The 20,285-nt window shown below is 45.4% G+C and carries 18 protein-coding genes; 8 read left to right on the top strand and 10 right to left on the bottom strand.

Going from position 1 to position 20,285, the window contains the following annotated elements:
* Positions 1–274: 274 nt before the first annotated feature.
* The gene (locus AZI85_RS08475) at positions 275–1,231 is read right to left on the bottom strand and encodes an N-acetylmuramoyl-L-alanine amidase-like domain-containing protein (protein ID WP_063243679.1); all 957 of its coding nucleotides are present in this window, start codon (positions 1,229–1,231) and stop codon (positions 275–277) included.
* A gap of 266 nt (positions 1,232–1,497) precedes the next feature.
* Between AZI85_RS08475 and AZI85_RS08470 the strand changes: the two genes are divergently transcribed.
* A complete protein-coding gene (locus AZI85_RS08470; protein ID WP_063243678.1) occupies positions 1,498–2,472 on the top strand; it encodes a hypothetical protein in 975 nt (324 codons plus the stop codon).
* 135 nt (positions 2,473–2,607) lie between these two features.
* The gene (locus AZI85_RS08465) at positions 2,608–3,861 is read left to right on the top strand and encodes a hypothetical protein (RefSeq protein ID WP_063243677.1); all 1,254 of its coding nucleotides are present in this window, start codon (positions 2,608–2,610) and stop codon (positions 3,859–3,861) included.
* On the opposite strand, the gene AZI85_RS08460 is transcribed toward AZI85_RS08465, so the two are convergent.
* The gene (locus tag AZI85_RS08460) at positions 3,842–4,879 is read right to left on the bottom strand and encodes an alpha/beta hydrolase (protein ID WP_063243676.1); all 1,038 of its coding nucleotides are present in this window, start codon (positions 4,877–4,879) and stop codon (positions 3,842–3,844) included. The genes AZI85_RS08465 and AZI85_RS08460 overlap by 20 nt on opposite strands.
* 85 nt (positions 4,880–4,964) lie before the next feature.
* Positions 4,965–5,681, bottom strand: coding sequence for a 3D domain-containing protein (locus tag AZI85_RS08455; RefSeq protein ID WP_063243675.1), 717 nt, complete (start codon positions 5,679–5,681; stop codon positions 4,965–4,967).
* A gap of 271 nt (positions 5,682–5,952) precedes the next feature.
* Between AZI85_RS08455 and AZI85_RS08450 the strand changes: the two genes are divergently transcribed.
* Entirely contained in the window at positions 5,953–8,667 is a 2,715-nt protein-coding gene (locus tag AZI85_RS08450) for an ATP-binding protein (RefSeq protein WP_063243674.1), read from the top strand.
* On the opposite strand, the gene AZI85_RS08445 is transcribed toward AZI85_RS08450, so the two are convergent.
* The 6 genes from AZI85_RS08445 to AZI85_RS08420 are packed head-to-tail and all read right to left on the bottom strand — an operon-like array spanning position 8,664 to position 13,194.
* A complete protein-coding gene (locus tag AZI85_RS08445; RefSeq protein ID WP_063243673.1) occupies positions 8,664–9,299 on the bottom strand; it encodes an ATP-binding cassette domain-containing protein in 636 nt (211 codons plus the stop codon). The two genes, AZI85_RS08450 and AZI85_RS08445, sit on opposite strands and share 4 nt — an antisense overlap.
* A complete protein-coding gene (locus AZI85_RS08440) occupies positions 9,271–10,734 on the bottom strand; it encodes an ABC transporter permease subunit (RefSeq protein ID WP_063243672.1) in 1,464 nt (487 codons plus the stop codon). The genes AZI85_RS08445 and AZI85_RS08440 overlap by 29 nt, the downstream gene beginning before the upstream one ends.
* Positions 10,731–11,771 carry a thiamine ABC transporter substrate-binding protein gene (locus tag AZI85_RS08435; RefSeq protein ID WP_063243671.1) on the bottom strand — a complete coding sequence of 347 codons (1,041 nt, stop codon included), beginning with the start codon at positions 11,769–11,771 and terminating at the stop codon, positions 10,731–10,733. Before AZI85_RS08435 ends, AZI85_RS08440 begins: the two co-directional genes overlap by 4 nt.
* A gap of 1 nt (position 11,772) precedes the next feature.
* Positions 11,773–12,255 (bottom strand): DoxX family membrane protein, encoded by a 483-nt coding sequence (locus AZI85_RS08430; protein WP_063243670.1) that lies wholly within the window; start codon positions 12,253–12,255, stop codon positions 11,773–11,775.
* Positions 12,256–12,269: 14 nt separating this feature from the next.
* Complete coding sequence (gene nth, locus AZI85_RS08425; protein WP_081110964.1) at positions 12,270–12,974, bottom strand: endonuclease III; 705 nt, start codon at positions 12,972–12,974, stop codon at positions 12,270–12,272.
* The gene (locus AZI85_RS08420) at positions 12,958–13,194 is read right to left on the bottom strand and encodes a ferredoxin (RefSeq protein ID WP_063243669.1); all 237 of its coding nucleotides are present in this window, start codon (positions 13,192–13,194) and stop codon (positions 12,958–12,960) included. The genes nth and AZI85_RS08420 overlap by 17 nt, the downstream gene beginning before the upstream one ends.
* A gap of 156 nt (positions 13,195–13,350) precedes the next feature.
* Between AZI85_RS08420 and AZI85_RS08415 the strand changes: the two genes are divergently transcribed.
* The 5 genes from AZI85_RS08415 (at position 13,351) to AZI85_RS08395 (ending at position 19,281) form a co-directional block, all read left to right on the top strand.
* Complete coding sequence (locus AZI85_RS08415; protein ID WP_063243668.1) at positions 13,351–14,442, top strand: GNAT family N-acetyltransferase; 1,092 nt, start codon at positions 13,351–13,353, stop codon at positions 14,440–14,442.
* A complete protein-coding gene (locus tag AZI85_RS08410) occupies positions 14,439–15,308 on the top strand; it encodes a hypothetical protein (RefSeq protein WP_063243667.1) in 870 nt (289 codons plus the stop codon). The genes AZI85_RS08415 and AZI85_RS08410 overlap by 4 nt, the downstream gene beginning before the upstream one ends.
* 86 nt (positions 15,309–15,394) lie before the next feature.
* Complete coding sequence (gene elbB / locus AZI85_RS08405) at positions 15,395–16,048, top strand: isoprenoid biosynthesis glyoxalase ElbB (protein WP_063243666.1); 654 nt, start codon at positions 15,395–15,397, stop codon at positions 16,046–16,048.
* Positions 16,049–16,068: 20 nt separating this feature from the next.
* Positions 16,069–17,160 carry a D-alanine--D-alanine ligase family protein gene (locus AZI85_RS08400; protein ID WP_063243665.1) on the top strand — a complete coding sequence of 364 codons (1,092 nt, stop codon included), beginning with the start codon at positions 16,069–16,071 and terminating at the stop codon, positions 17,158–17,160.
* 144 nt (positions 17,161–17,304) lie between these two features.
* Positions 17,305–19,281 carry a response regulator gene (locus AZI85_RS08395; protein WP_253720913.1) on the top strand — a complete coding sequence of 659 codons (1,977 nt, stop codon included), beginning with the start codon at positions 17,305–17,307 and terminating at the stop codon, positions 19,279–19,281.
* On the opposite strand, the gene AZI85_RS08390 is transcribed toward AZI85_RS08395, so the two are convergent.
* Positions 19,278–20,195, bottom strand: coding sequence for a hypothetical protein (locus AZI85_RS08390; RefSeq protein WP_063243663.1), 918 nt, complete (start codon positions 20,193–20,195; stop codon positions 19,278–19,280). The two genes, AZI85_RS08395 and AZI85_RS08390, sit on opposite strands and share 4 nt — an antisense overlap.
* Positions 20,196–20,285: the final 90 nt, after the last annotated feature.

The following is a 20,285-nucleotide window of genomic DNA, read 5'->3' as shown; positions in this document are numbered from 1 at the left end:
GAGGAACCGAGCCATCAGAGAAGGTTGCCTTTAGGAACTCTTTCGAGTTTTGGAGGGGTCCGAGCGTCTGAAGCTTTGCACCAACGTGTACGAGAAACTCTTCGGACCATGGTCCAGGAAACTTTAGGGCTTAGGTCTAGGAATTTTCTCAAGACCGCGCTTAAGTATTGAAAAGACTGGATATTAGGACCAAAAAATTTTAAGACGAAGGTCTAGGCAAGCCTCGACCAAAGGATTGAACGCAAGTAAATCTCAATGCTTATGTTACGTATTTTTAGAAACGAAGATCGTTTAAACCCAGGATATTAATTCCCGCAAAAGTAGAATCGCCCAAGTTGTTCTTCACATAGTCAATTAGCGGGATTTCGACGACAAACTGCGACCCGCGCTTAAAGCTCGCGTGACGGAAAATAATCTGCCCATTTCTCTCAAAGAAAATTCCTTGATGAGAAATATCTAAAGCAGTTCCGATAGCCTCTTTCACTTTCCAGTTGGCGCGAACGATATTGATCACTCCGGCTTTGGGGAAATAACGAAGCAACTGGGTATTTGAAACCAAGGTCTTTTTATCAATGAAGTTTAAGCGAGCCGTTTCTTTCGAAAAATTTTGTGTGCTTGCGCGAATATACTCTATCTTCTTTGCTTCGTTTTCTTTCGCCTTCACCATTTCTGAAGCTTGTCGGGCAAACCAAGTGTCCTTTTCAATAAGAGTTTCCAATGTCGAAGTCTGCGAAGAACCAACGTCAGTCGTAATGTCTCTTAAGACGCCCAAGCGTTCAGCATTAGGATTCCAATCGATACTTGTAAAATGATTGCGTGTGAAAATACTGATCTGGCCATTCATGTAGCGAATCTGGGTGAGTAAATTCTTAAATGATTCTTCTGACGAAGCCAAAGAAAGAGCGACGACAGTTTCAACATAAGTTGTGCAATCAAAAGCATCAAAACGAAACAGCGGATCGTTATCAAAGGATGAATTACTGCCTTCTCCAAGAGCGCCTCCCAGATAAGGTCTTCCTAAAAACTGGGAAGAAAAGAAATCCACGCGATCGCGCAGGGATTTAAAAAGCACACCCTGTTCTTGAGCTTTATTAAAGAGCTTGTGAAGATCACTTTCAGCAGAACGCTCAATCACGGCTGAAGCCGCAGAGGAAGAAACCTGCGCCATCACATGCGGAGCCGCCATTCCGGCGAATAAAATAATCATTAAAGGCTTCACAACTAATTTCATAATAAACGTCCCTGAGTTATTCCGACTTCCTTTAAGCAAGAAGTAGGTCAGCGTGAAGCGCGATATAAGCTTTAAGCGGTGTGTATCAATTTGACACGGCGACAGTTTAGGGACAAAAAGCCTTTCTTCTTTTGCCAGAAAATACCGTCAGATCTTTCTGTTTTTCACTCGCAGATTAAAGCAATTACTCTAGATTTTTTCGAACGAATTCCATTGACTGAAAATCACCTTCGCGAGTTTTATGCTCGAGCAAAGGAGAACTTTTCATGAAGAAAATTTTGGGACTCATTCTGACGATGTCTTTTTCGATTTCTAGTTTCGCACAAACTGAAACTACCGGCACTTCCATCACACCGGCACCGAAGCCTCCATCGGTTTTTCTGACTTACAGCTATTACAAATACGATCTTCAAGGTACAAACAACGCAAACACCCGCATTTACGGATTTGATGCTTCGACAGTGGATGTGAACATGATCACTGCGACGTGGCTCTATAGCCCGACGTGGACGTTGCTCGCCTTTCTTCCACACATCAAAAACATGGTAGAGACAAAATACGAACCTATTCCTGGTGGATTGAATTTTAAAACGCGCGACTACACGGAAGGCTTGGGTGATGTTCGTTTGATGGCGATGACGCCAACCTATGCTAAAGAAGCCCACCTTGTTCTTTCCGACATCAGTGTCACGCTGCCTACGGGAAGCATTGACGAAACTTTCACTTCGAACCCGTCTCAAACCGCCGCTTACAATATGCAGTTAGGTTCAGGTACTCCGGATTTAATTCTAGGTTCGGCGTACTCCTACAATCTTGCAAAGTGGGTGAATTCGGCACGAGGACAACTGACCGTGCGCGGAGGACGAAATGCCAAAGGTTGGGCCTTAGGAAATGAATTTCTCACTCAGCTTTCTAGCAAGTATCGTGTGACTTCCTATTTCGAAGCTGGTGTTGTCGGAAATTATAAAGCCCGCGATGCCGTTCAAGGGCGCGACGAAGGTTACGAAAAAAACAACAACTGGAATAACGTCGCTCATGGCGATGGCCACCAATATTATCATGCTCCGCAAATCAATTGGGATGCAGAGCTCGTAGGGAAACTTTCAACTCCGACGCCTTACTATGGGGCGACGGCAGCGCTTGAAGGCGGCCTTTCCTTCTATAGAGACGCCATCAATAAAGACGACATTCGCTTAGACATGCCTTATTGGATTTCTGCTTCCGTCACGGGAAGCTTCTAAAAGAGTATATGCGTTTAGAGGGGACTCTCTCACCCGCCCCTCTGAAAGAATAACAAGGCTTGTTTACCTCGTATTGACGGTTCTTATAGCCTCACATAAAAAGGGCTTCCGGTAAAAAAACAGGAGGTCCTTAGTATGAAGTCCCTGGCGTTTTTCTTGGTTCTGGCTTCGGCGCTTTCCGCGTCGGGCGCAGTTTTTTCTCCCAGTTCTGTCGAAGTTAAGTTTTCTTACAGCACCGAATTCACGACGACAGACACCTCCGATGCTGTCACTCTTTCCGACCTTCATGCCCAACATCTTTTTGGATATATGCAATCTCCAACAATGGTAGGCTTTTACGGCATCGACGCAAACACACCCGGCATCGGCGCCCCTAAATTCCCCTTGGCTTACGAGGTTCTAAAAAATCGCAAGTCCGCAGGAGTGCGCACGATCGCTTACAAAGTCGAAGGTGTGATGCTCGTAAATAAAAACATGGCCAAAAAAATTCTAGAAACGGGATCTTGGAAAATCACCCTGCCCAGTGATCTCGATAATTTCTATGAAGAAAAATGCACCGATGAACATTACACAAGCTTCGGCGACTTTTGGTATTTCTATGATCCTTTCCGCGAGGGTTGTGAGTTTCTTCGTCAGGCACCTATGGCAAAAACGGTGAACATCAAAATTGCGGCTTTAAAAAATGCTTCATCTGATACGGACGCGGCCTTAGAAAAGCTTCGTGGTGATAACGGCAATGGAGATCTTTTTGAAATCACAACGATTAACGGGTACGCCGATAGCGCGAAAGATCCTGACGACGAAGGGCGCACGGCCTTTGAAGACATGAACCAGTGGCTGCGACAATCCGGTTTCAACGAAAAAATCGTGGCTCGTTATCAAAACCGCCCCATCCATCAGTTTACAAAAAATTTAAAAAAGGCGGACGGTTCTGAAATACAAGTTCGCATCACCCGTCTTCTTGCTGAGACAGCCGTAGCAAGTAAGAACGTCACATTCGCAAAGTTCTTTAAACACGCCGTCGAAAACGCCGATGTTGTTATCTATGCCGGCCATTCGGGATTGGGTGGGAACTTAGACATCGGCTCGCTGGAAGAAAAAGCCGGGGGATTTGAATTCAATCCCCGTAAGCACCAAATCTTCTTCTTTGATGGGTGCTCCAGCTACTCGTATTATTTAACTATGTTCGAAGAGCAGAAATCCAAAGGAAAAATTGATATTCTGACAAATGGTCTTTCCAGCTACTTTGGTTACGAGACGCCGGTTCACAAAGTTCTTTTTAAACACCTTTTCCGAGTGAACACGACGCCAACCTGGGGCGAGATTTTAAAGGACATGGAAAAACCTTTAGAAGGCATGACCTTTATGCTTAACGTTGGTTCTCTTTAATCCAAGCTTCTAAAGCACTGCGATCTTTCCACTCAATGGATTCAACAGATTTTGCAGTACTGACCACCGCAAACTGCGTCTGTGCTTTGCGAGACTGACGCAGTAAAAGTCCTAACGTCGCCGCATACACCTCTGGATTTTCCGTCGGCAGAACATGACCTACGTTTTGAACCAAAATCACGCGCACGGGTTTTTCCGTAGCTAAATAGTTCTTTAACACTTCCACCTGATTTTTTAATCGCTCGGGATTTTCATCTTCTGCAAAAACAAAATCACGCGTTCTGCGCTCGGCTTTAAAATTCCACTTCGTGAAATTAAAGTCTTCAGCCGCGCGAGCGATCGTGACGTAGCCATTTTTGATATCCGCTACCCGAGGATTTTCGCCATAAAATTCATTATCAGCAGACAAGTTCTTATCGACAGTTTGACTCCAGTGACTTGTATACGCCTGATCACGAAACTGACGAATCCAGAACGGCGCCATGAAGGGATTTAACTTGAACCAGGATTCCCAAAGTTCTGCTTTTTTTGCGGCATCAGGGTCGTTTTCAGTGGGAATCGCCATCGGGACGGCTTCGATAATATGGGGAAATTCTTTTTCATCAAGATATACACCCACAGACGAAGTGTAAGACAAAGTCACCGGCACTGCGCGCTGGATACCTAAGGCATGCACCAGCTCAGTAATATCCTTCGCGAACTCAGGAGAGCGAATGGAACTATTAAAAGTGAAATACGGAGTCTCTGCCGACTTCAAGCCTTGAATGGATTTTGGGTGTGCCGGTAACGAGGACAGAAGCAGATTCCAACCCTGTTTGATAAGCAATCTTACCGAAGTGTCGTTAGAAGACAGTCCGCGATTCACTCCCGGCAACAGAATCAACGTCGGGGCCGCTGCCGAACTTTCAATATACTCATAAGCCAGGACTTTACCGGGACCCAATGGGAGGTAACGAACTTCAGCGACAGAAACGGCAGAGACCAATAAAACAGCAAACGCTAGTACCCAGGTTTTCATATTTATTTCCTCGAAAATGAAGACGACACGACCTGCTTAGCACTGCCTTTTTTTGAAAGCAAAAAGAATGTCCAGAGTTAATGCTCTAACGGATGCCTTCAGCTAATACAGAGGGTTTCAGGCCAGGAAAGTTTCTTCTGTCACGTGCCGCCTGGGCTTCTTCGTCAGTGGCAAGACGGTAATCAAATCTATTTTTCGTATCGCCAAAGCCCAAGGTTGCCAGCGTATTTTCTTTGGCTAAGTGATTATAAAAACCCGTGAAGAAGTCAAAGCGGCCGCGCCCGGTGATAGCTCCACCAGAGTCACGTACAATCACAAAGCCATCATGAATTTCTCCGTTCGGAAGAATGGCATCCACCAGACGTGGAATAAAAATCACGTCGCCCACTTTGTGATAACTAAGATCGGCAGCAACAGAGAAATAAGGGTCCAGACAATCGCCATAGGCGCCATAGCCAAAAGGACATGTGGTTAAATCCACCTCGACAAAGCGTGGAATGCCTTCAATCGTAGAATGGTAATTATACGAAGTCATGACTCCGTCTTTTTGCACGAAACAAGAACCTTGCATCAAACATTGTTTGTAATCGGATTCACACATGGAGGTTAAGGTATCTCCTTGGGGAGTGATCAAATCACGCATATGGGTCAGACTGCATTTATTATTCGACTGCACAATAGTGGGCTTATAGTAAATGGAAGGAGTGAGTCCAAATCCGTCCGAAGATTTTGAAACTGCACAAGAGACGAGGAGCACCGGAAGCATCAATAGCAATGCGACTAATGACTGGCATGTTTTCATATCCAAAAGGCCTCCGTGTGGCCTTATTTATACCAAAACTTCACCGAAATGGCCGAGCCTCCCGTTGAAAATACATACTCCACCTGCAAAGCCTTCATGCCTGTCAAAAAAGTAATCAACGTTTCCCCCATTTTAGCAGGAATTTTGTAATGAAAAATCTGGCTTCAGTCCGAGCGAAAAAAGGCCTGTTTTCACGTTGATAGAGAACAACTCGTTGCCCACTAAATAGGGATAAGTTATCACTGAAAGACAAGGGCATTAAAAAGGGTTCATGACTTTACGTTTAAGGATTTTTTTATTCAACCTCATCTCGGTCTTTCTGGCGACATTCGTTGTAGCTTTGATTGGTCTAAAGATTGTTGAGTCCACGGTCATCGACAGCACCTATGAGCGGCTGACCCAAATCCGTATTAGTAAAACCACGGCCATCGAAAATTATTTTCGGGATTTACAGACTGCCATCAACCTCATTTCATCTCATGAGCAAACCGATGACTTGATGATGGATACCAACATGGAATCCCATCCGGAGTTCCGCCGTCTGCTCGATAACTATGTTTTAGATTTCAATATCTATGACATGGCGCTAGTGAACCCGAAAGGTGTCGTCGTTTATACCACTCGCAAAGATGTTGAAGACGGTATTTCAATTTTGAAGGACACCAATGGTGCCAACAAACTGAAAGATCTTTTTCAATGGGGCATGAAAGCTCAAGAAGGCTCTACACTGTTTCTTGATTTTGACAAAGATGCTATCAGTCCCAATTCTGCCACGGGATTTGTCGCCGCTCCTATCTTCCGTCGTAGCACCGTGGTCGGTGTTCTGATTCTGAAAATTTCCATTTCAGAAATTGATCGCATCACGAGTGATAATTTTGCGTGGGCCACACATGGGATGGGCCAAACTGGCGAGACTTTGATTTACGGAGAAGACTGGAGCTTGCGTAACACGGGACGCTTTCGAGTGGAAGGTGGTCAAAGTGCGAAAAGTTCTGAAGCCGAAATTCTTTCTTCCAATCGCGGTGATGAGGATATCAAAAAGATTGAGAATCTGAGCGAAGTGCGGGAACTTGGCACGGACTATCGCGGGCAAAAGGTCATTCGTTCTATCGGAAAAATTTATCTCCCCAATGGTGAGCTTTGGTATATTCAGACGAAGATTGACGAAAGCGAAGCCTTCGCCGTTTTGGATCGTATTGCGATCGCTTCTAGTGCCGCGGCCGTTTTGATTTTCATCCTTTTCTTCTTCGCCACGTTCGCGGCCACTGGAAAAGTCGTTGAGCCGATCCAGCTTTTAACAGATCGCCTGGAAAAGCTGGGAACATCCAACTTAACTCAAAAAATCAATTACAATTCCAAAGATGAAATCGGTCTTCTTGTCAGCAAGTACAACCAATTGGCCGATCGCCTTGAAACCACCACGGTATCAAAAGAATTTTTGGATAGCGTGATTCAGTCGATTAAGGCCTTCCTTTTTATCGTCCGTGTAACTCATAACGATGATTGGCGCCAAAGTTCTTACGTGGTTTCTCAAGCCAATGAATCCGCGATGAATTTATTGGGAATTACACCCAGTCAGCTTTCGCACATCGATTTAAAAACATTGGTTCATGCACAGCCCGAATTTAGCAACTACAATTGGCTTTTACACACACGTCACAGTATCGAAGCCGAAATTGTGAATGCCGAAAACCGACGCATCCCGATCCTGATGAACTGGGCGGCTCTTCCCGGACGTACAGGCAAAGATCTGACTTTCGTGTTCGTCTGCACCGACATCACGGATCGTATCACCGCAGAAAATGCATTGATCGAAGCGCGTGAAGCGGCGGTGAAAGCCTCGCAAGCGAAGTCCGAGTTTTTAGCGCGTATGAGTCACGAAATTCGTACTCCGCTCAATGCTATTATTGGTATCACCGACATTCTGACCGAGTCGGACTTGAAGCCCGAGCAAGAACAATTGGTCAGAGTCTGCGCCAACGCGGGTGAAAACCTTTTAGCCCTTATTAACGACATTCTGGATATCTCGAAGATCGAAGCGCGCGAAGTTCGTTTGGAAAAAATCGCGTTCGATCTGCAAGCAACAACGAACAATATCTGCGACATCTTAAAACAGAAAGCCGCCGAGAAGAACCTGCGCTTTAATTTAGAAATGCACTTAGACAGTGCGGCCTCACGTCTTGTTGTAGGGGATCCGACACGCTTAAGGCAGATTCTTTTCAACCTGATTGGCAACGCCATCAAGTTCACTCAGCAAGGCGAAATCACCGTCAGTTTGGATTTCGAAGACGAAACGAAAAGATGTGTCCGCTTCGGTATCAAAGACACGGGCACGGGAATTCCTTTAGATAAGCAGCATCTTTTGTTCCAGAACTTCGTACAAGCGGACAGCTCGATCACGCGTAAATTTGGCGGTAGTGGTTTAGGTCTGACAATCTCTAAGAATCTGGTCGAGCTTATGGGTGGGCGTATTTGGTTTGAAAGTGAAGAAGGTGCAGGCAGCGCCTTCTATTTCACGATTCCTTTCATTCCGGCAGAACCGGGTGTGGAGGCGGCTCCGGCAGCTCTCGCTCCACCGACGCCGCCACCAATGGAAGAAAAAGATCTGACGCGCAATTCTCGAATCTTGGTCGTTGATGACACGGAAGACAATCGCTTCTTGCTTTTAACTTATTTAAAGAAATTGCCTTTTGAAGTCGTGCAAGCTGAAAACGGACTTCAAGCGGTCGAAAAAGTATTCTCTGAACCTTTTGATTTGATCTTGATGGATATTCAGATGCCGGTGATGGACGGTTACGCGGCCACTCGCAAGATACGCCAGTGGGAAATTGAAACTCACCGCAAGCCCATCCCTATTATCGCTGTCAGTGCCAATGCTATGGCAGAAGACGTACAAAAATCTTTGGATGCCGGTTGCACCGAGCACGTCACGAAACCTATTAAAAAATCTTATCTAGTGGATATGATTCAGCGATATACGGTTTAAGATTGCAGCTGTCCGTTACGAATCTTTGAAACTTTATTAGCCAACACTTCCACGTCTCTGTGGTCATGCGTTACTAACAAAGCGGGAATTTTTTCAACTTCGATCACACGCTTTAAAAGCTTACGGCTTTCTTCACGCAGCTCTTGATCCAAGGCCGAAAACGGTTCATCCAACAGTAAAAGTCGGGGCTCTCCGACGATGGCGCGCGCAATGGCCACGCGTTGCTTTTCTCCGCCTGAAAGAACCGAAGCTTTTCTTTGCAAGAAGCCTTCCATTTGCATGACTTCGTTGAGCTCTTTCATGCGACTGGCCACTTTCCGGCTGTCAACTTTGCGCGCTCTGGCTGCAAACAGAATATTTTCTTCCGCCGTCATATGAGGAAATAAATCCAAGGTTTGAAAAACGACCCCTAATCTTTTATCCGGGGTTTTTAACTTTGCCAGATCAACACCTTGAAAACTCCATTTCATTCCCGGGCATTCTTCAAGTCCCAACAAAATACGAAACACCGAAGTTTTTCCAGAACCCGAAGGCCCCCAAAGAACGGTCACGCCCTGATCCAGGATTTCCCAACGATCAATGTCGATTTTAAAATCGCCATAATCACGGTGCAAATTTTCGACGTAGGACACGACTTCCCCCCACACAGATGAAAAAACAAAGCAGGCCTGCAAGAATAATCAAGCTGCTTAAGACAATGGCCTGATTCAGACGGTAACCTGACATCAAGGTCTCGGTCATCATCGCGATGCTCAGGTCTCGATGCGCAAGTATTCGTGATACCGCAAAGTCTCCACAAGCCCAAATAGAAGCAATCCCCGCTAGCAGCCCGGCGCGTGCTGAAAGCTGCGGGAAAAGAATCTCTTTAAAAATCTGACAGCGAGACGCCCCCATTGCATAGGCCACCGTAATCTGGGATTGCAGGGCGTGCAGCTCTCCATCCCAGCCCATGCGAAAAAGACTATTCAGACTCAATAAGGTTAAAGCCAAAGGAATTTTGATAAACGGATAAAGACCTTCATTAGGCCCCAACAAAAGAAGACTGAAGCAAGCCAGGGAGGTTGAAGGAGCAACATAACCGTTTAAGAATTTTTCAAACCAAGCCTTCGGCCAACAATAAGCAATTAGCATCAAGCCTGCATAACAAAGCACACCCACAGAAATGCCCAGCGCCATACTGCCTAAGAAATTCCAGAAAAGCGCTGACTGCAGTTCGTAAAAGTTCGTGATCAACGTCAGCCCGGAAAAGAAGCCTTGCACGTAACCATAGAGATACATGAAAGAAAGAGCGACAATAATGAAAACACCACTCCAAGACTTGATCAGATTCAGATTCGCTTCACGGGTGACGTAAGCACCTTTTCCCCGACTAGCAACAAAGGAAAGGGCAAAGATAAACGTCGATTGCAAAAAGGCCAAAAGAACGGCGTCTCCCCAATTATTAGAAAGCCGGATTTTTTCATAGATTAAAACTTCTACGGTCGTTCCTTTGCCTCCGCCTACGATGAGCGGTACTGCAAAACTGCCGAAGCAAACGACAAAAATGAAAAGTCCTAAAAGCCAGAAATCTTTTTTAAGAAAAGGGAAAAGTCCGCGCGTCAGAAATTGCCACCGACGGGCTCCTTCGACATAGGCAAGCTCAATCATGCCGCCCATTTTATTTTCAATAATTCCTGCTAATAAAACGGCGACCAAGCCAAAATTCATCAACGTGTGAATAAGAACAATGCCAATGACACCCATAGGGAATGGATCCACGACATTCAAGGTCGAAAGCAAAATGAATATCGGAGGTAAAAAATTGGGAAGCAGACACAGAATTTCTAGAGCGAACCGCAGCTTTTTATAGGGACCGGAACTCAATGACAGTAAACCTAAGCTCACCCAAAAGCCGATAAGCAAAGAAAATACGGCGGAAAAGAATGCTTGAATAAAACTATTCTTAAAGGCCCACAACAGTTCACCGGTGTCAGGCCATTCCGTAATACGAAACTGCGCTAGCAAAAAAAGAAACGGAAAAAGCAAAAAGATAACAACGCTAAGACGAAGCGCACTTCTCAAGTTCAATTGAGCTCGCTCCTACGAATTTCCGTCCAGCGCTTTAAAAGACGATCGACTTCTGAAGAAGATAGAATTTCCACTTGCTCCATTGTTTTTACATTCATCAACGGGGCAAACGCCGTGTCTTCCATAACACCTTTCATCACCGGGAACATATAGTTCTTTTCCATGATGATGCGCTGACCTTCTTGAGACAGCATTAAGTTCACGAATTTTTCAGCCAGATCACAGTGACGGCAGAAATCAGGGATTCCTACGAATTCAAATTGCACTGGCAAAGGTTCATTAAATGGAAGCGCGATGTAGCCGCTCTTTTTTTCTTCGAGTTCATGATACAAAGGCGAAGTCACATAGGAATACACCAGTTTTGTTTGCTTATTGGTGAAAAGACCATAGGCTGTCGACCAAGTTGGCGAAAAACTATGAACTTGCCCCATCAGCTTTTGCAAAAACTTAAATCCTTCTTCTTCGCCCTTGGAACGCACCACCCAATAAAGAAACTGCATTCCGGGAGAACTCGTTCGTGGATCCTGTAAAGCAATGCGCTTTGAAAGTTCCGGAGCTAACAAATCATCCAAACTTGAAGGCAGACGAGTCAGCTCATCCTTGCGAGCGATAAAAGTTAAAGCGCCCCAGTCATAAGGAACAAAAAAACTGTTAGCCAAAGCCGGGCGAACAGAATCATACACGTCCAATTGACCCAAGCTGAGTTTGCGCCATGGCTGTTCCGCCACGGCTTTTGAAATATCGAATTGGTCTAAGCCCACGACAACATCAGCACCCAGGCTTTCGCCTTCGATCTTAAGTCGCTGCAAAAGAATTCCTGAATCACTGCCTTCGATGAATTCCACTTTGCACTTACAAGTTTTTTCAAACGCTTCTTTTAAAAGTGGTCCCGGCCCCCAGCGACCGGTGAAAGAGGCATATCCAAATACACGCAACGTCGGAAGAGAGCTTGCGCTGCCGCCTTGATCTGTTTTATTCAGAACAGCCAAGAAAAGTCCTAAGAAAATAACTGCTAAGAAAAAGACAAAATGTTTCACTCTACCACCATAATCCGCGGCGACGTTTGAAGAAGTAGTAATCAAAACCTAAGCAGCGACCCGCGCCGACCCAGGCAAGAATCAAATGGATGGCCAAGAATGTTTTATACAGATCTTCCGTTGCCGGTCCCGAAACAAAGAGCATCGTCACACACAACAAAACTCCCAACAAGGCCACGGGACGAACCACGTAACCGATGATATAGGAAATTGCGACAGCGAACTCTAAGCCGAGAATAATAAAGGCCACCGTTTGCCAATTCGGAATCATCTGGCTGCTGGCGAAGATCTTAAACCAGTTCGGAGCATGGCTTGCCGGCAACCACTCGGCCATTTGATCGGCAATTCGCGGACGAGTTAAAAAATCGCCGCGATACTTCACCATGGCTTGTTCTAAATAGTAATAACCTAAGAAAATTCTTAAGAAAGAAATAGGTAAAAGATGGCCTACGTATTTAACGCTCTCAAAAAATGCAACCAACATGAAGACATTGTGAACTAGACACCCTTCTTAGGGCAAGTCTCCTCTAGAAAGCAGTGACTGCAATCAGGTTTTCTCGCCTTACAGATAGCCCGACCATGAGAGATCAGATAGTGAGAGAACATCACCCAATCTTCTTCGGGCACATGCTTCACCAATTCTTTTTCAATCAACACAGCATTGTCGGTCTGAGTCCAACCCAAGCGGTAAGATAAACGCGTCACATGCGTGTCGACGACGATACCGCTGGCGATCCCAAAAGCATTTCCTAAAACCACATTGGCAGTCTTTCGACCCACGCCCGGAAGCTCGACCAAAGCCTCGAGATTCTGCGGAATCTCGGCCTTATGTTTCTCTGTCAGCTGAATGGCGGCTTGCTTCAGGTTATTGGCTTTGTTTTTAAAAAAGCCCGTAGAACGAATAAGTTGCTCGATGTCTTCAACCGACGCCTTGGCCATTTTTTGCGGCGTCGGATACTTTTTGAAAAGTGCCGGCGTCACCATGTTCACCCGCTCATCCGTGCATTGCGCGGATAAGACCGTGGCCACCAAAAGCTCATAAGGATTGGTAAAATTCAGAGCACAGTGGGCGTCGGGATAATATCTTTTAAAAAGGGCCAGGGTATCTAGAAGAGGGGCTTTTTTAGAGGAAGCCTTTTTAGGAGCCGGCGCTTTAGAGGTTTTCGCCGGCTTTTTTACGGTCTTTTTATTGGTCACCGTCATTACCGATAGCTTCTACAGGACAACCTTCCATAGCCTCTTTACAAAGAGCTTCTTCTTCTGGAGAGTCGGGTTGTTTGCTTACGAAGGCGTGACCGTCTTCTTCATGCATAGAGAAATTCTTAGGAGCAGTAAGAACACAAGCGTCACAAGCAATGCAGGACTGATCCACGAATATCTTGCCTGGTTTATTCTCTTTCCACTGCTGACTCTTATCGGCCATGAGGTCTCCTAAATATGCGACCTTAATATAAAACTTTTGACCTTGATGTCAAACCCCGTTCCCGACTTGGGTCGCATTTTTCACGACGTTCTTTGTTGAATGCTGGGGTCCTGGCCTTTTTACAGATATTCTAGAGAGGAAATTAAAGGAGAGTTCATGGAAGGACCTCGCTCGCCGTCAGAAAACGAATTGCCTCGTGTTTTAGATTTTTTGAACAAAAAGTTGCGTAATGAAGCCTCCTGGTCGATTGCTGCGGAATATCCCACAGCCTTTTCATCTAACAACTTGCACAATATGCGCATTATAGCTGATGAAGATCAGGTTTTATCACATGCGGTATTGAAACCTCTTATTATTAAGTCCCCCCATGTGATCTTTAAAGTGGGCGCGATTGGCTCCGTTGTTACGGATGATAACCATCGCGGACAGGGTTATAGCACTCAGGTTATTTCTGACTGCTTAAAATCGGCAACGGAGCAATCTTGCGACATCGCGATCCTCTGGACAGATCTGTTCGATTTCTATCGTCGCATGGGTTTTGAGCTTGCCGGGAGTGAGATCAGCTTCGTCGTTGAAGAAAACTTCGATATTCCGCCAGTGAACTTGCGTTTTTCCACAGACACTAAAGTTTCTCCAGATGCTATTTATCGTCTGTATTCTTCACATTCCGTGAACTCGGTGCGCACGATTGAAGAGACTCGAAAGTTTCTTTCAATTCCACAAACAAAAGTCTACACCGCTTGGGAATCGAACGGTCAGTTGGCCGCTTATGCCATTGAAGGCAAAGGCGTGGACCTGGGTGGCTATATTCATGAATGGGGCGGATCGGTTTCTAAGCTGATGGCTCTTTTCAGTTTTATTCGCGCGCAAAAAAATCAGCCTTACACAATTATCTGTCCTCGCCACGCGACGAATTTGATTCAGCAGTTGCAACAAAAGCCTGTCACAATGAATCAAGGTTTTTTGGGTATGATTAAGCTTGTGAACTTTGATCAGTTGTCAGCAAAGATCAAACGCGCTTTCCGCGCTGAGGGTGTGGCTGACATCGTTCTTGAAAAACATCCTGAACACTTCGTTTTCGGCATCGGTCAGGATCTTTACACTATCAAAAATGAAACTGACATGGTTCGTCTTCTGTTTGGCCCTGTAGACTACCGCGCATTGGGTATCTTCAAAGACGAAACCGTCGAAAAATTTGAAAAGGTATTACCACTAAACCTCTGGATTTGGGGCTGGGATTCAATATGATTTCATGGAAACACGGTTTATTATCGCTGCTAGTTCTTAGCAGTGTTGTCTCTTGTATTAAAGAACCTGTAGAAGAAGCAGAAACTCCCGCAAGTGTCGCCGAAGTGCAAGACGCTTTGGCAACAGCCTGGGGCCAGGCAGATCCATTGACCATGGCAAAGAATGACTTTCTTTTTCAGGAAACCGAGCAAACGCTCGAGACCAATCCTCAGCCGTTTTATGTCTTGCAGGAAGCCATCACCATCACCAACAAAGAAGAAAAAGAGGATGAGTGGCTTTACACTTACGCTTATCAAAGCAAAGCCTACAAAGGCGACCAAGAAGGAGCGGAATCCACACGCGAAGATCATCGATCCGTCGCAAAACTGGATACGTCCATCGCGAATGCTCAAAGAGTGATGAGTTATCAGCCAGAATTGAAAACTATGGCTGACGACAATCAAATGGTGCTGGGCTTTGAGCGCCTTTATGGTTTGGCTTATGCTTGCGAAAAATCCGAGGCCTTAGACAAATATTGCAAAGAAGAGTTGCAAGTCGATAGCTGCGACATCACTTGTTCGAATCTTAAAGTAGAAGAAGAGATGCGTCCCGTTCCAGATTTGATTAAAGCTCAACCCAACTGCGGTGGGTTTGAAAACTGCTCCATCAAAACGAAAAAGGTCGCTTTCAATTGGACAATCGCATTGAAGCGCGGCGAAACCGTAGAGAAGCAGAAGGTGAATTACTGGGTAACTTTGAGTCCTGACATGCCTTTCTTTTCACGCATGCAGGAATATTGCTATCGCCAGCTTTACCCTATTCAGAGTCAAAAAGTTTTGGTGACGACTTGTACAAAATTAAAAAATTTTAAAAGAGGAACTCCTTAAGGCACACAGTCCTAATCGACCTCGATTCATTGCCAAGAGTTCTAAATGACAGTACTCTAAAACCTCCCTTGCAGGAGGTTTTTTTTATGAAAAAGATCGCCGTTGTTCTTTCCGGATGCGGATATCTCGATGGCAGCGAAATCACGGAAGCTGTCAGTTTACTTATTGCTCTTACTCAAGCCGGTGCCGAAGTCAGTTGCTTTGCTCCCGATATAGAAATTCCTGCGATGGATCATCTGGCAGGGCAAGCTTCCGGTGAAAAACGCCGCTTGCTTGTGGAAGCTGCTCGCATTGCTCGTGGTCAGGTGCAAGCCTTAGACAAACTTCAAACCAAAGATTTCGATGCAGTCGCTTTCCCGGGCGGGTATGGCGCCGCGAAGAACCTTTGTAACTGGGCTGAAAAAGGTGCGAAGTGTGACGTCAATCCAGATGTAAAACGCGTCATCACTGAATTCCATGCGGCAAGCAAACCCATCGGTGCGATTTGCATCGCTCCTGTTCTGCTAGCGCGTGTTCTGGGTGATAAAAAAATCACGATCACTATCGGTGAAGATAAAGAAACGGCCGCTGAAATTCAAAAAACGGGCGCTATTCATGAGGACTGCCCTGTTGATGACTACATCACGGATCGTGAAGGCAAGATCGTGACGACTCCAGCATACATGTATGACGATGCGAAACCGAACGAAGTCTTTAAAGGAATCTTCGGTCTGGCGCACGAACTGGTTGAATGGGCTTAATTTAAAAATTGGATAATAAAATGAAAAAAACAGTCGCTCTTATTTTCGGTGGAAAGTCTGCAGAACACGAAGTGTCTCTTCGCTCTGCTAAAAATGTTGCAGATGCTTTGGATAAAGATCAATTCACTCCCATCTTGATTGGTCTTAGCAAGGAAGGAAGCTGGTATCGCTTTCCTGACATGTCTTTATTTTCTCAAGCTACAAAGATTGTTGATTCTGCACTTCCAGCTAACGCGGAATCGGTGGCTTTGATTTCATTTCAAGGGAAGCCTGTTCTTTACTCTTTGAAAGACCACTCGAAAACACCTATTGATGTTGCCTTCCCTATTATGCACGGAACTATGGGTGAAGATGGAACGATTCAAGGTCTTTTCAAAATGGTGCAAGTACCGTTCGTAGGTTGCGGAGTTTGGTCTTCTGCTGCCGGCATGGATAAAGAAGTGATGAAAAGACTTTTCGTCGCGGCGCAAATTCCAAATGCACGCTACATGCTTTTAACTCCGTTTCAAAAAAACAATTACGACGACATCGTGGCGAAGCTTGGAAGCCCCTTCTTTATTAAACCTGCGAATGCAGGCTCTTCGGTTGGCGTTCATAAAATCAAATCAGCGGCGGACTTCGAAACGAAGCTCAAAGACGCCTTCCAGTTTGACACTAAAGTTTTGGCGGAAGAATTCATTCAGGGCCGTGAAATCGAATGTTCCGTCATGGGGCATAACCATGCACCGCAAGCCTCTTTGCCGGGAGAGATCATTCCGCAGCACGAATTTTATTCTTATGAGGCTAAGTACATTGATGACAATGGGGCCTTGTTAAAGATCCCCGCTGAAATTTCCCAAGAAACTTTGGGAAAACTGCAAGACTTGGCCAAGAAGACTTATCAAACTATGGGTTGCGATGGTTTGACTCGCGTTGACTTCTTCTTAAAACAAAATGGTGAGTTGTTCATAAATGAAATCAACACCATTCCCGGCTTTACGAAAATCTCGATGTACCCGAAAATGTGGGAAGCAACGGGCGTATCGTATAAAGAATTGATTACAAAACTGATTCAATTCGGTCTCGAAAAGCACGAGGCGGAACAAAAACTTAAAACCTCTTACTTAGATTAAGCGGTTGCAATCAATGTGTCTAAAAGACCTTCAAAATGAAGGTCTTTTCATCTCTTGTCCTGCAAATCCGAAAGTGTTTTTTGTTTACTAATGTTATAAATTTCCGATAAGTATCACATGGGACTTCGACGCTTTTGGAAATATATGTCTGTATCTAATAAGCTGTATGCCGTGATTGGCGTTATGGCTTTGCTTATCGCCTTAGAACTTTTCTCTCTGTATTTCGCAATGAACACGCTTTCGTCGGTGCGCAGTTTTGTGACGGGAGAAAGCCTGTGGTCCAAAGCGCAAAAAGACGCAGTCATCAGTCTTCATAAGTATGCACGTACGCGTGATCCGAAGTTCTATCAATCTTTCCGTGAAAATTTAGAGATTCCATTGGGGGACAGCAAAGCTCGTCGCGCGCTTGAAAAAGTGCCTCCCGATGAGGAAGGTGCTTACCAAGGTTTCCTTCAAGGAAAAATTCACGAAGACGATATTCCAGGCGTTATCAACCTCATGAAGTTTCATAACTTTCATTATGTGAAAGAGGCCATCCGCATCTGGAGAGAAGGCGATGACCTGACCAACGAACTTATCTCTTACGGAGAAAATCTTCATCAACTCATTGCTAGCAATGCCTCTCAACAGCAGGTGATTCAAACATTGGATAAAATCGATGAACTGAATGACCGACTGACAATTCTTGAAGGGAATTTTTCTTATACCTTGGGTGAAGGTTCACGTTGGCTGGAAAAAGTTTTGTTGATCACTCTGCTGTTTGCCGTTTTGATCGTCGAAGGAACGGGCTTAGCCTTGACCGTGGCGACCAGCCGAAATCTTTCAAAAGGCCTTAAAGAGATCAATACCGCTGCGAAACGAATCGGCGAAGGCCAATTTAACGTCGAAGTGCCTGTGCGCTCTGGCGACGAGATCGGTCAGCTTGCAGAGTCTTTAAATAAGATGGCCTTTGATCTGCGCCACAGTATTGGCGAGCGCAGACAAGCCGAACAAGCCAGTCAGCTTAAGAGTCTTTTCTTAGCGAACATGAGCCATGAAATCCGTACTCCCTTGGCGGCCATCATTGGATTTTCAGATCTTCTTAAAGACTCACAGCTTTCAGAATCAGAAAGACTGCAATACTTAAATATCATTCAACGTACCGGCGAAAACCTCACACGCATCATCAATGATATTTTGGATTTATCCAAAGTTGAGGCCGGCCACTTAGAGATTGAACCAAGCTCGGTATCACTTTCCACTTTACTTGATGATATTCACGTCTTGATGGTCGCGCGAGCTCATGGAAAACCGATTCATATTGAATTCAATCGCCGCGGGATTGTTCCCGACACCATCACCACGGATCCTCTTCGTTTAAGACAAGTGCTTACAAATATTTTAGGCAATGCGATTAAGTTCACCGATCAAGGTTATGTGCGAATGACTTATGAGGTCTCGGGCCCTAATCTTTTGTTCACGATTAAAGATACCGGCGTAGGAATCTCTGCAGAAAAGCGCTCTTTGTTGTTCCAGCCGTTCAGTCAAGTGGACAGCTCGGTCTCTAGAAAGTATGAGGGAACAGGTTTAGGCTTGGTTCTGTCTCGTAAATTGGCAGAGATGATGGGCGGAACAGTTCTTTTGGAGGAAAGCGACCCCGGCAAAGGAAGTACCTTCACGGTCCGCATTGGGCTTGATCCAGCAAATATATCGCAAAAAGGTTTTCAGCTACCGAAGAAAGACTTTATCCACGCAAAACAGCTTTCCGAAACTTCGATTCTTTTGGTTGATGACGTCGAAGACAATCGCCTCTTGATTCAACGAATGTTAAGCAAACGTGGCGCGAAACTCACTTTGGCGACAAATGGTGAAGAGGGTTTAAATAAAGCGCTGGCAGAAAATTACGATATTATCTTGATGGATATTCAAATGCCGATCATGGATGGTTATACGGCTACAAAAAAATTACGTCAGGCCGGATATAAAAAACCGATCATTGCTCTTACCGCTCACGCGATGAAGGATGACCGGGAAAGATGTTTGGAAGCAGGCTGCACGGACTATTTAACAAAGCCCGTGCATGTCGATGCGCTTGTTCAAACTATTTTAAGTCACGCGCCTATCGAAGAAGAATTGGGTTAGATGCAGTTCGCGCCGGATTCGTTCACGGCGCACACAGATTCTTGAATGCCGTCCTGACCATAGGGGCCAGGCTTACCTTGAGGACCTTCGGGGCCTTGACTGCCAGCTCCCACTCGAGGCTTCTTGCGATTTATGGAATCTCCACCGTCGCCGCCTTGACCACCTTTGCCACCGACTCCACCAGAGCCCCCCTTGCCAACGAGACGATAGATTTTTGGTTGAAACTTACTCTTAGACTTAATTTCAAGACTCAGAGTTCCTGTATTTCCCCCACGGTAACCTGGCAACCCTTGATATCCTGGCAGTCCTTGTCCACCTGGATCTGGTGTACATGCCTCTCGGATTTTTCCGTTCACGCATAAGCCTCCGTTGGCGTCTCTTCCTTTTTTTCCTTTCAACGCAAGATCGGGATCCTTTCCAGGATGACCTTGACCACCATTTTCGCCACGAAGAACGATGCTTAGTAGGCCTTCTGCATTCTCGATAATGAGAGCTATGTGTCCGCCGTGACGGCCATCGTGACCTAAGGGAGCCACTTGTCCTTCAGGGAAGGTTAAAATATGTCCCTCTTCCGAAATCAGTTCTTCCGCTTTCAAGGTGACCACATTGCCCATCGTAAAAAGACGTCCTTCAGCAGAAAAAATAATTTTTTGAAACTGCAGTGAATAAGTTTCTACCTCTCTTAAAAGACCCTCGTTGGCAATCAGCGCATCCATTTCTTGTTTGGTACGAAGACCGCCTTTATAGAGATAAAGATCTTGGTTCACGACCAAATCCGAAAACTTTCGCTCGATCACTTTGGGAGCCGGAGTCGCTGGAGGTGCAATAGTCACCTCTTTATCTCTCACTTCAACACAACCCCACAATGGAATAAGCGCAGCGAACAACATTAGTTTAGAAATTTTATGTTTCATATATGTTTCTCCTTCATCGCTCGGCTTATCCAAAACGGAAGCCGGACAAGTGGAGATCAGGCGAAAGGATGCATCCGGTGTCCGGACGTT

It is taken from the genome of Bdellovibrio bacteriovorus, assembly GCF_001592755.1.
GTDB classification, from domain to species: domain Bacteria; phylum Bdellovibrionota; class Bdellovibrionia; order Bdellovibrionales; family Bdellovibrionaceae; genus Bdellovibrio; species Bdellovibrio bacteriovorus_E.
Note: the sequence above shows the minus strand (reverse complement) of the source record. Positions and strands in the feature narration are given on the sequence as shown.

Excerpts from the sequence above, each read along its gene's own strand:
- AZI85_RS08475 (WP_063243679.1), bottom strand. The coding sequence starts at position 1,231 with ATGAAATTAGTTGTGAAGCCTTTAATGATTATTTTATTCGCCGGAATG.
- AZI85_RS08470 (WP_063243678.1), top strand. The coding sequence starts at position 1,498 with ATGAAGAAAATTTTGGGACTCATTCTGACGATGTCTTTTTCGATTTCT.
- AZI85_RS08465 (WP_063243677.1), top strand. The coding sequence starts at position 2,608 with ATGAAGTCCCTGGCGTTTTTCTTGGTTCTGGCTTCGGCGCTTTCCGCG.
- AZI85_RS08460 (WP_063243676.1), bottom strand. The coding sequence starts at position 4,879 with ATGAAAACCTGGGTACTAGCGTTTGCTGTTTTATTGGTCTCTGCCGTT.
- AZI85_RS08455 (WP_063243675.1), bottom strand. The coding sequence starts at position 5,681 with ATGAAAACATGCCAGTCATTAGTCGCATTGCTATTGATGCTTCCGGTG.
- AZI85_RS08450 (WP_063243674.1), top strand. The coding sequence starts at position 5,953 with ATGACTTTACGTTTAAGGATTTTTTTATTCAACCTCATCTCGGTCTTT.
- AZI85_RS08430 (WP_063243670.1), bottom strand. The coding sequence starts at position 12,255 with ATGTTGGTTGCATTTTTTGAGAGCGTTAAATACGTAGGCCATCTTTTA.
- nth (WP_081110964.1), bottom strand. The coding sequence starts at position 12,974 with ATGACGGTGACCAATAAAAAGACCGTAAAAAAGCCGGCGAAAACCTCT.
- AZI85_RS08420 (WP_063243669.1), bottom strand. The coding sequence starts at position 13,194 with ATGGCCGATAAGAGTCAGCAGTGGAAAGAGAATAAACCAGGCAAGATA.
- AZI85_RS08415 (WP_063243668.1), top strand. The coding sequence starts at position 13,351 with ATGGAAGGACCTCGCTCGCCGTCAGAAAACGAATTGCCTCGTGTTTTA.
- AZI85_RS08410 (WP_063243667.1), top strand. The coding sequence starts at position 14,439 with ATGATTTCATGGAAACACGGTTTATTATCGCTGCTAGTTCTTAGCAGT.
- elbB (WP_063243666.1), top strand. The coding sequence starts at position 15,395 with ATGAAAAAGATCGCCGTTGTTCTTTCCGGATGCGGATATCTCGATGGC.
- AZI85_RS08400 (WP_063243665.1), top strand. The coding sequence starts at position 16,069 with ATGAAAAAAACAGTCGCTCTTATTTTCGGTGGAAAGTCTGCAGAACAC.
- AZI85_RS08395 (WP_253720913.1), top strand. The coding sequence starts at position 17,305 with ATGTCTGTATCTAATAAGCTGTATGCCGTGATTGGCGTTATGGCTTTG.
- AZI85_RS08390 (WP_063243663.1), bottom strand. The coding sequence starts at position 20,195 with ATGAAACATAAAATTTCTAAACTAATGTTGTTCGCTGCGCTTATTCCA.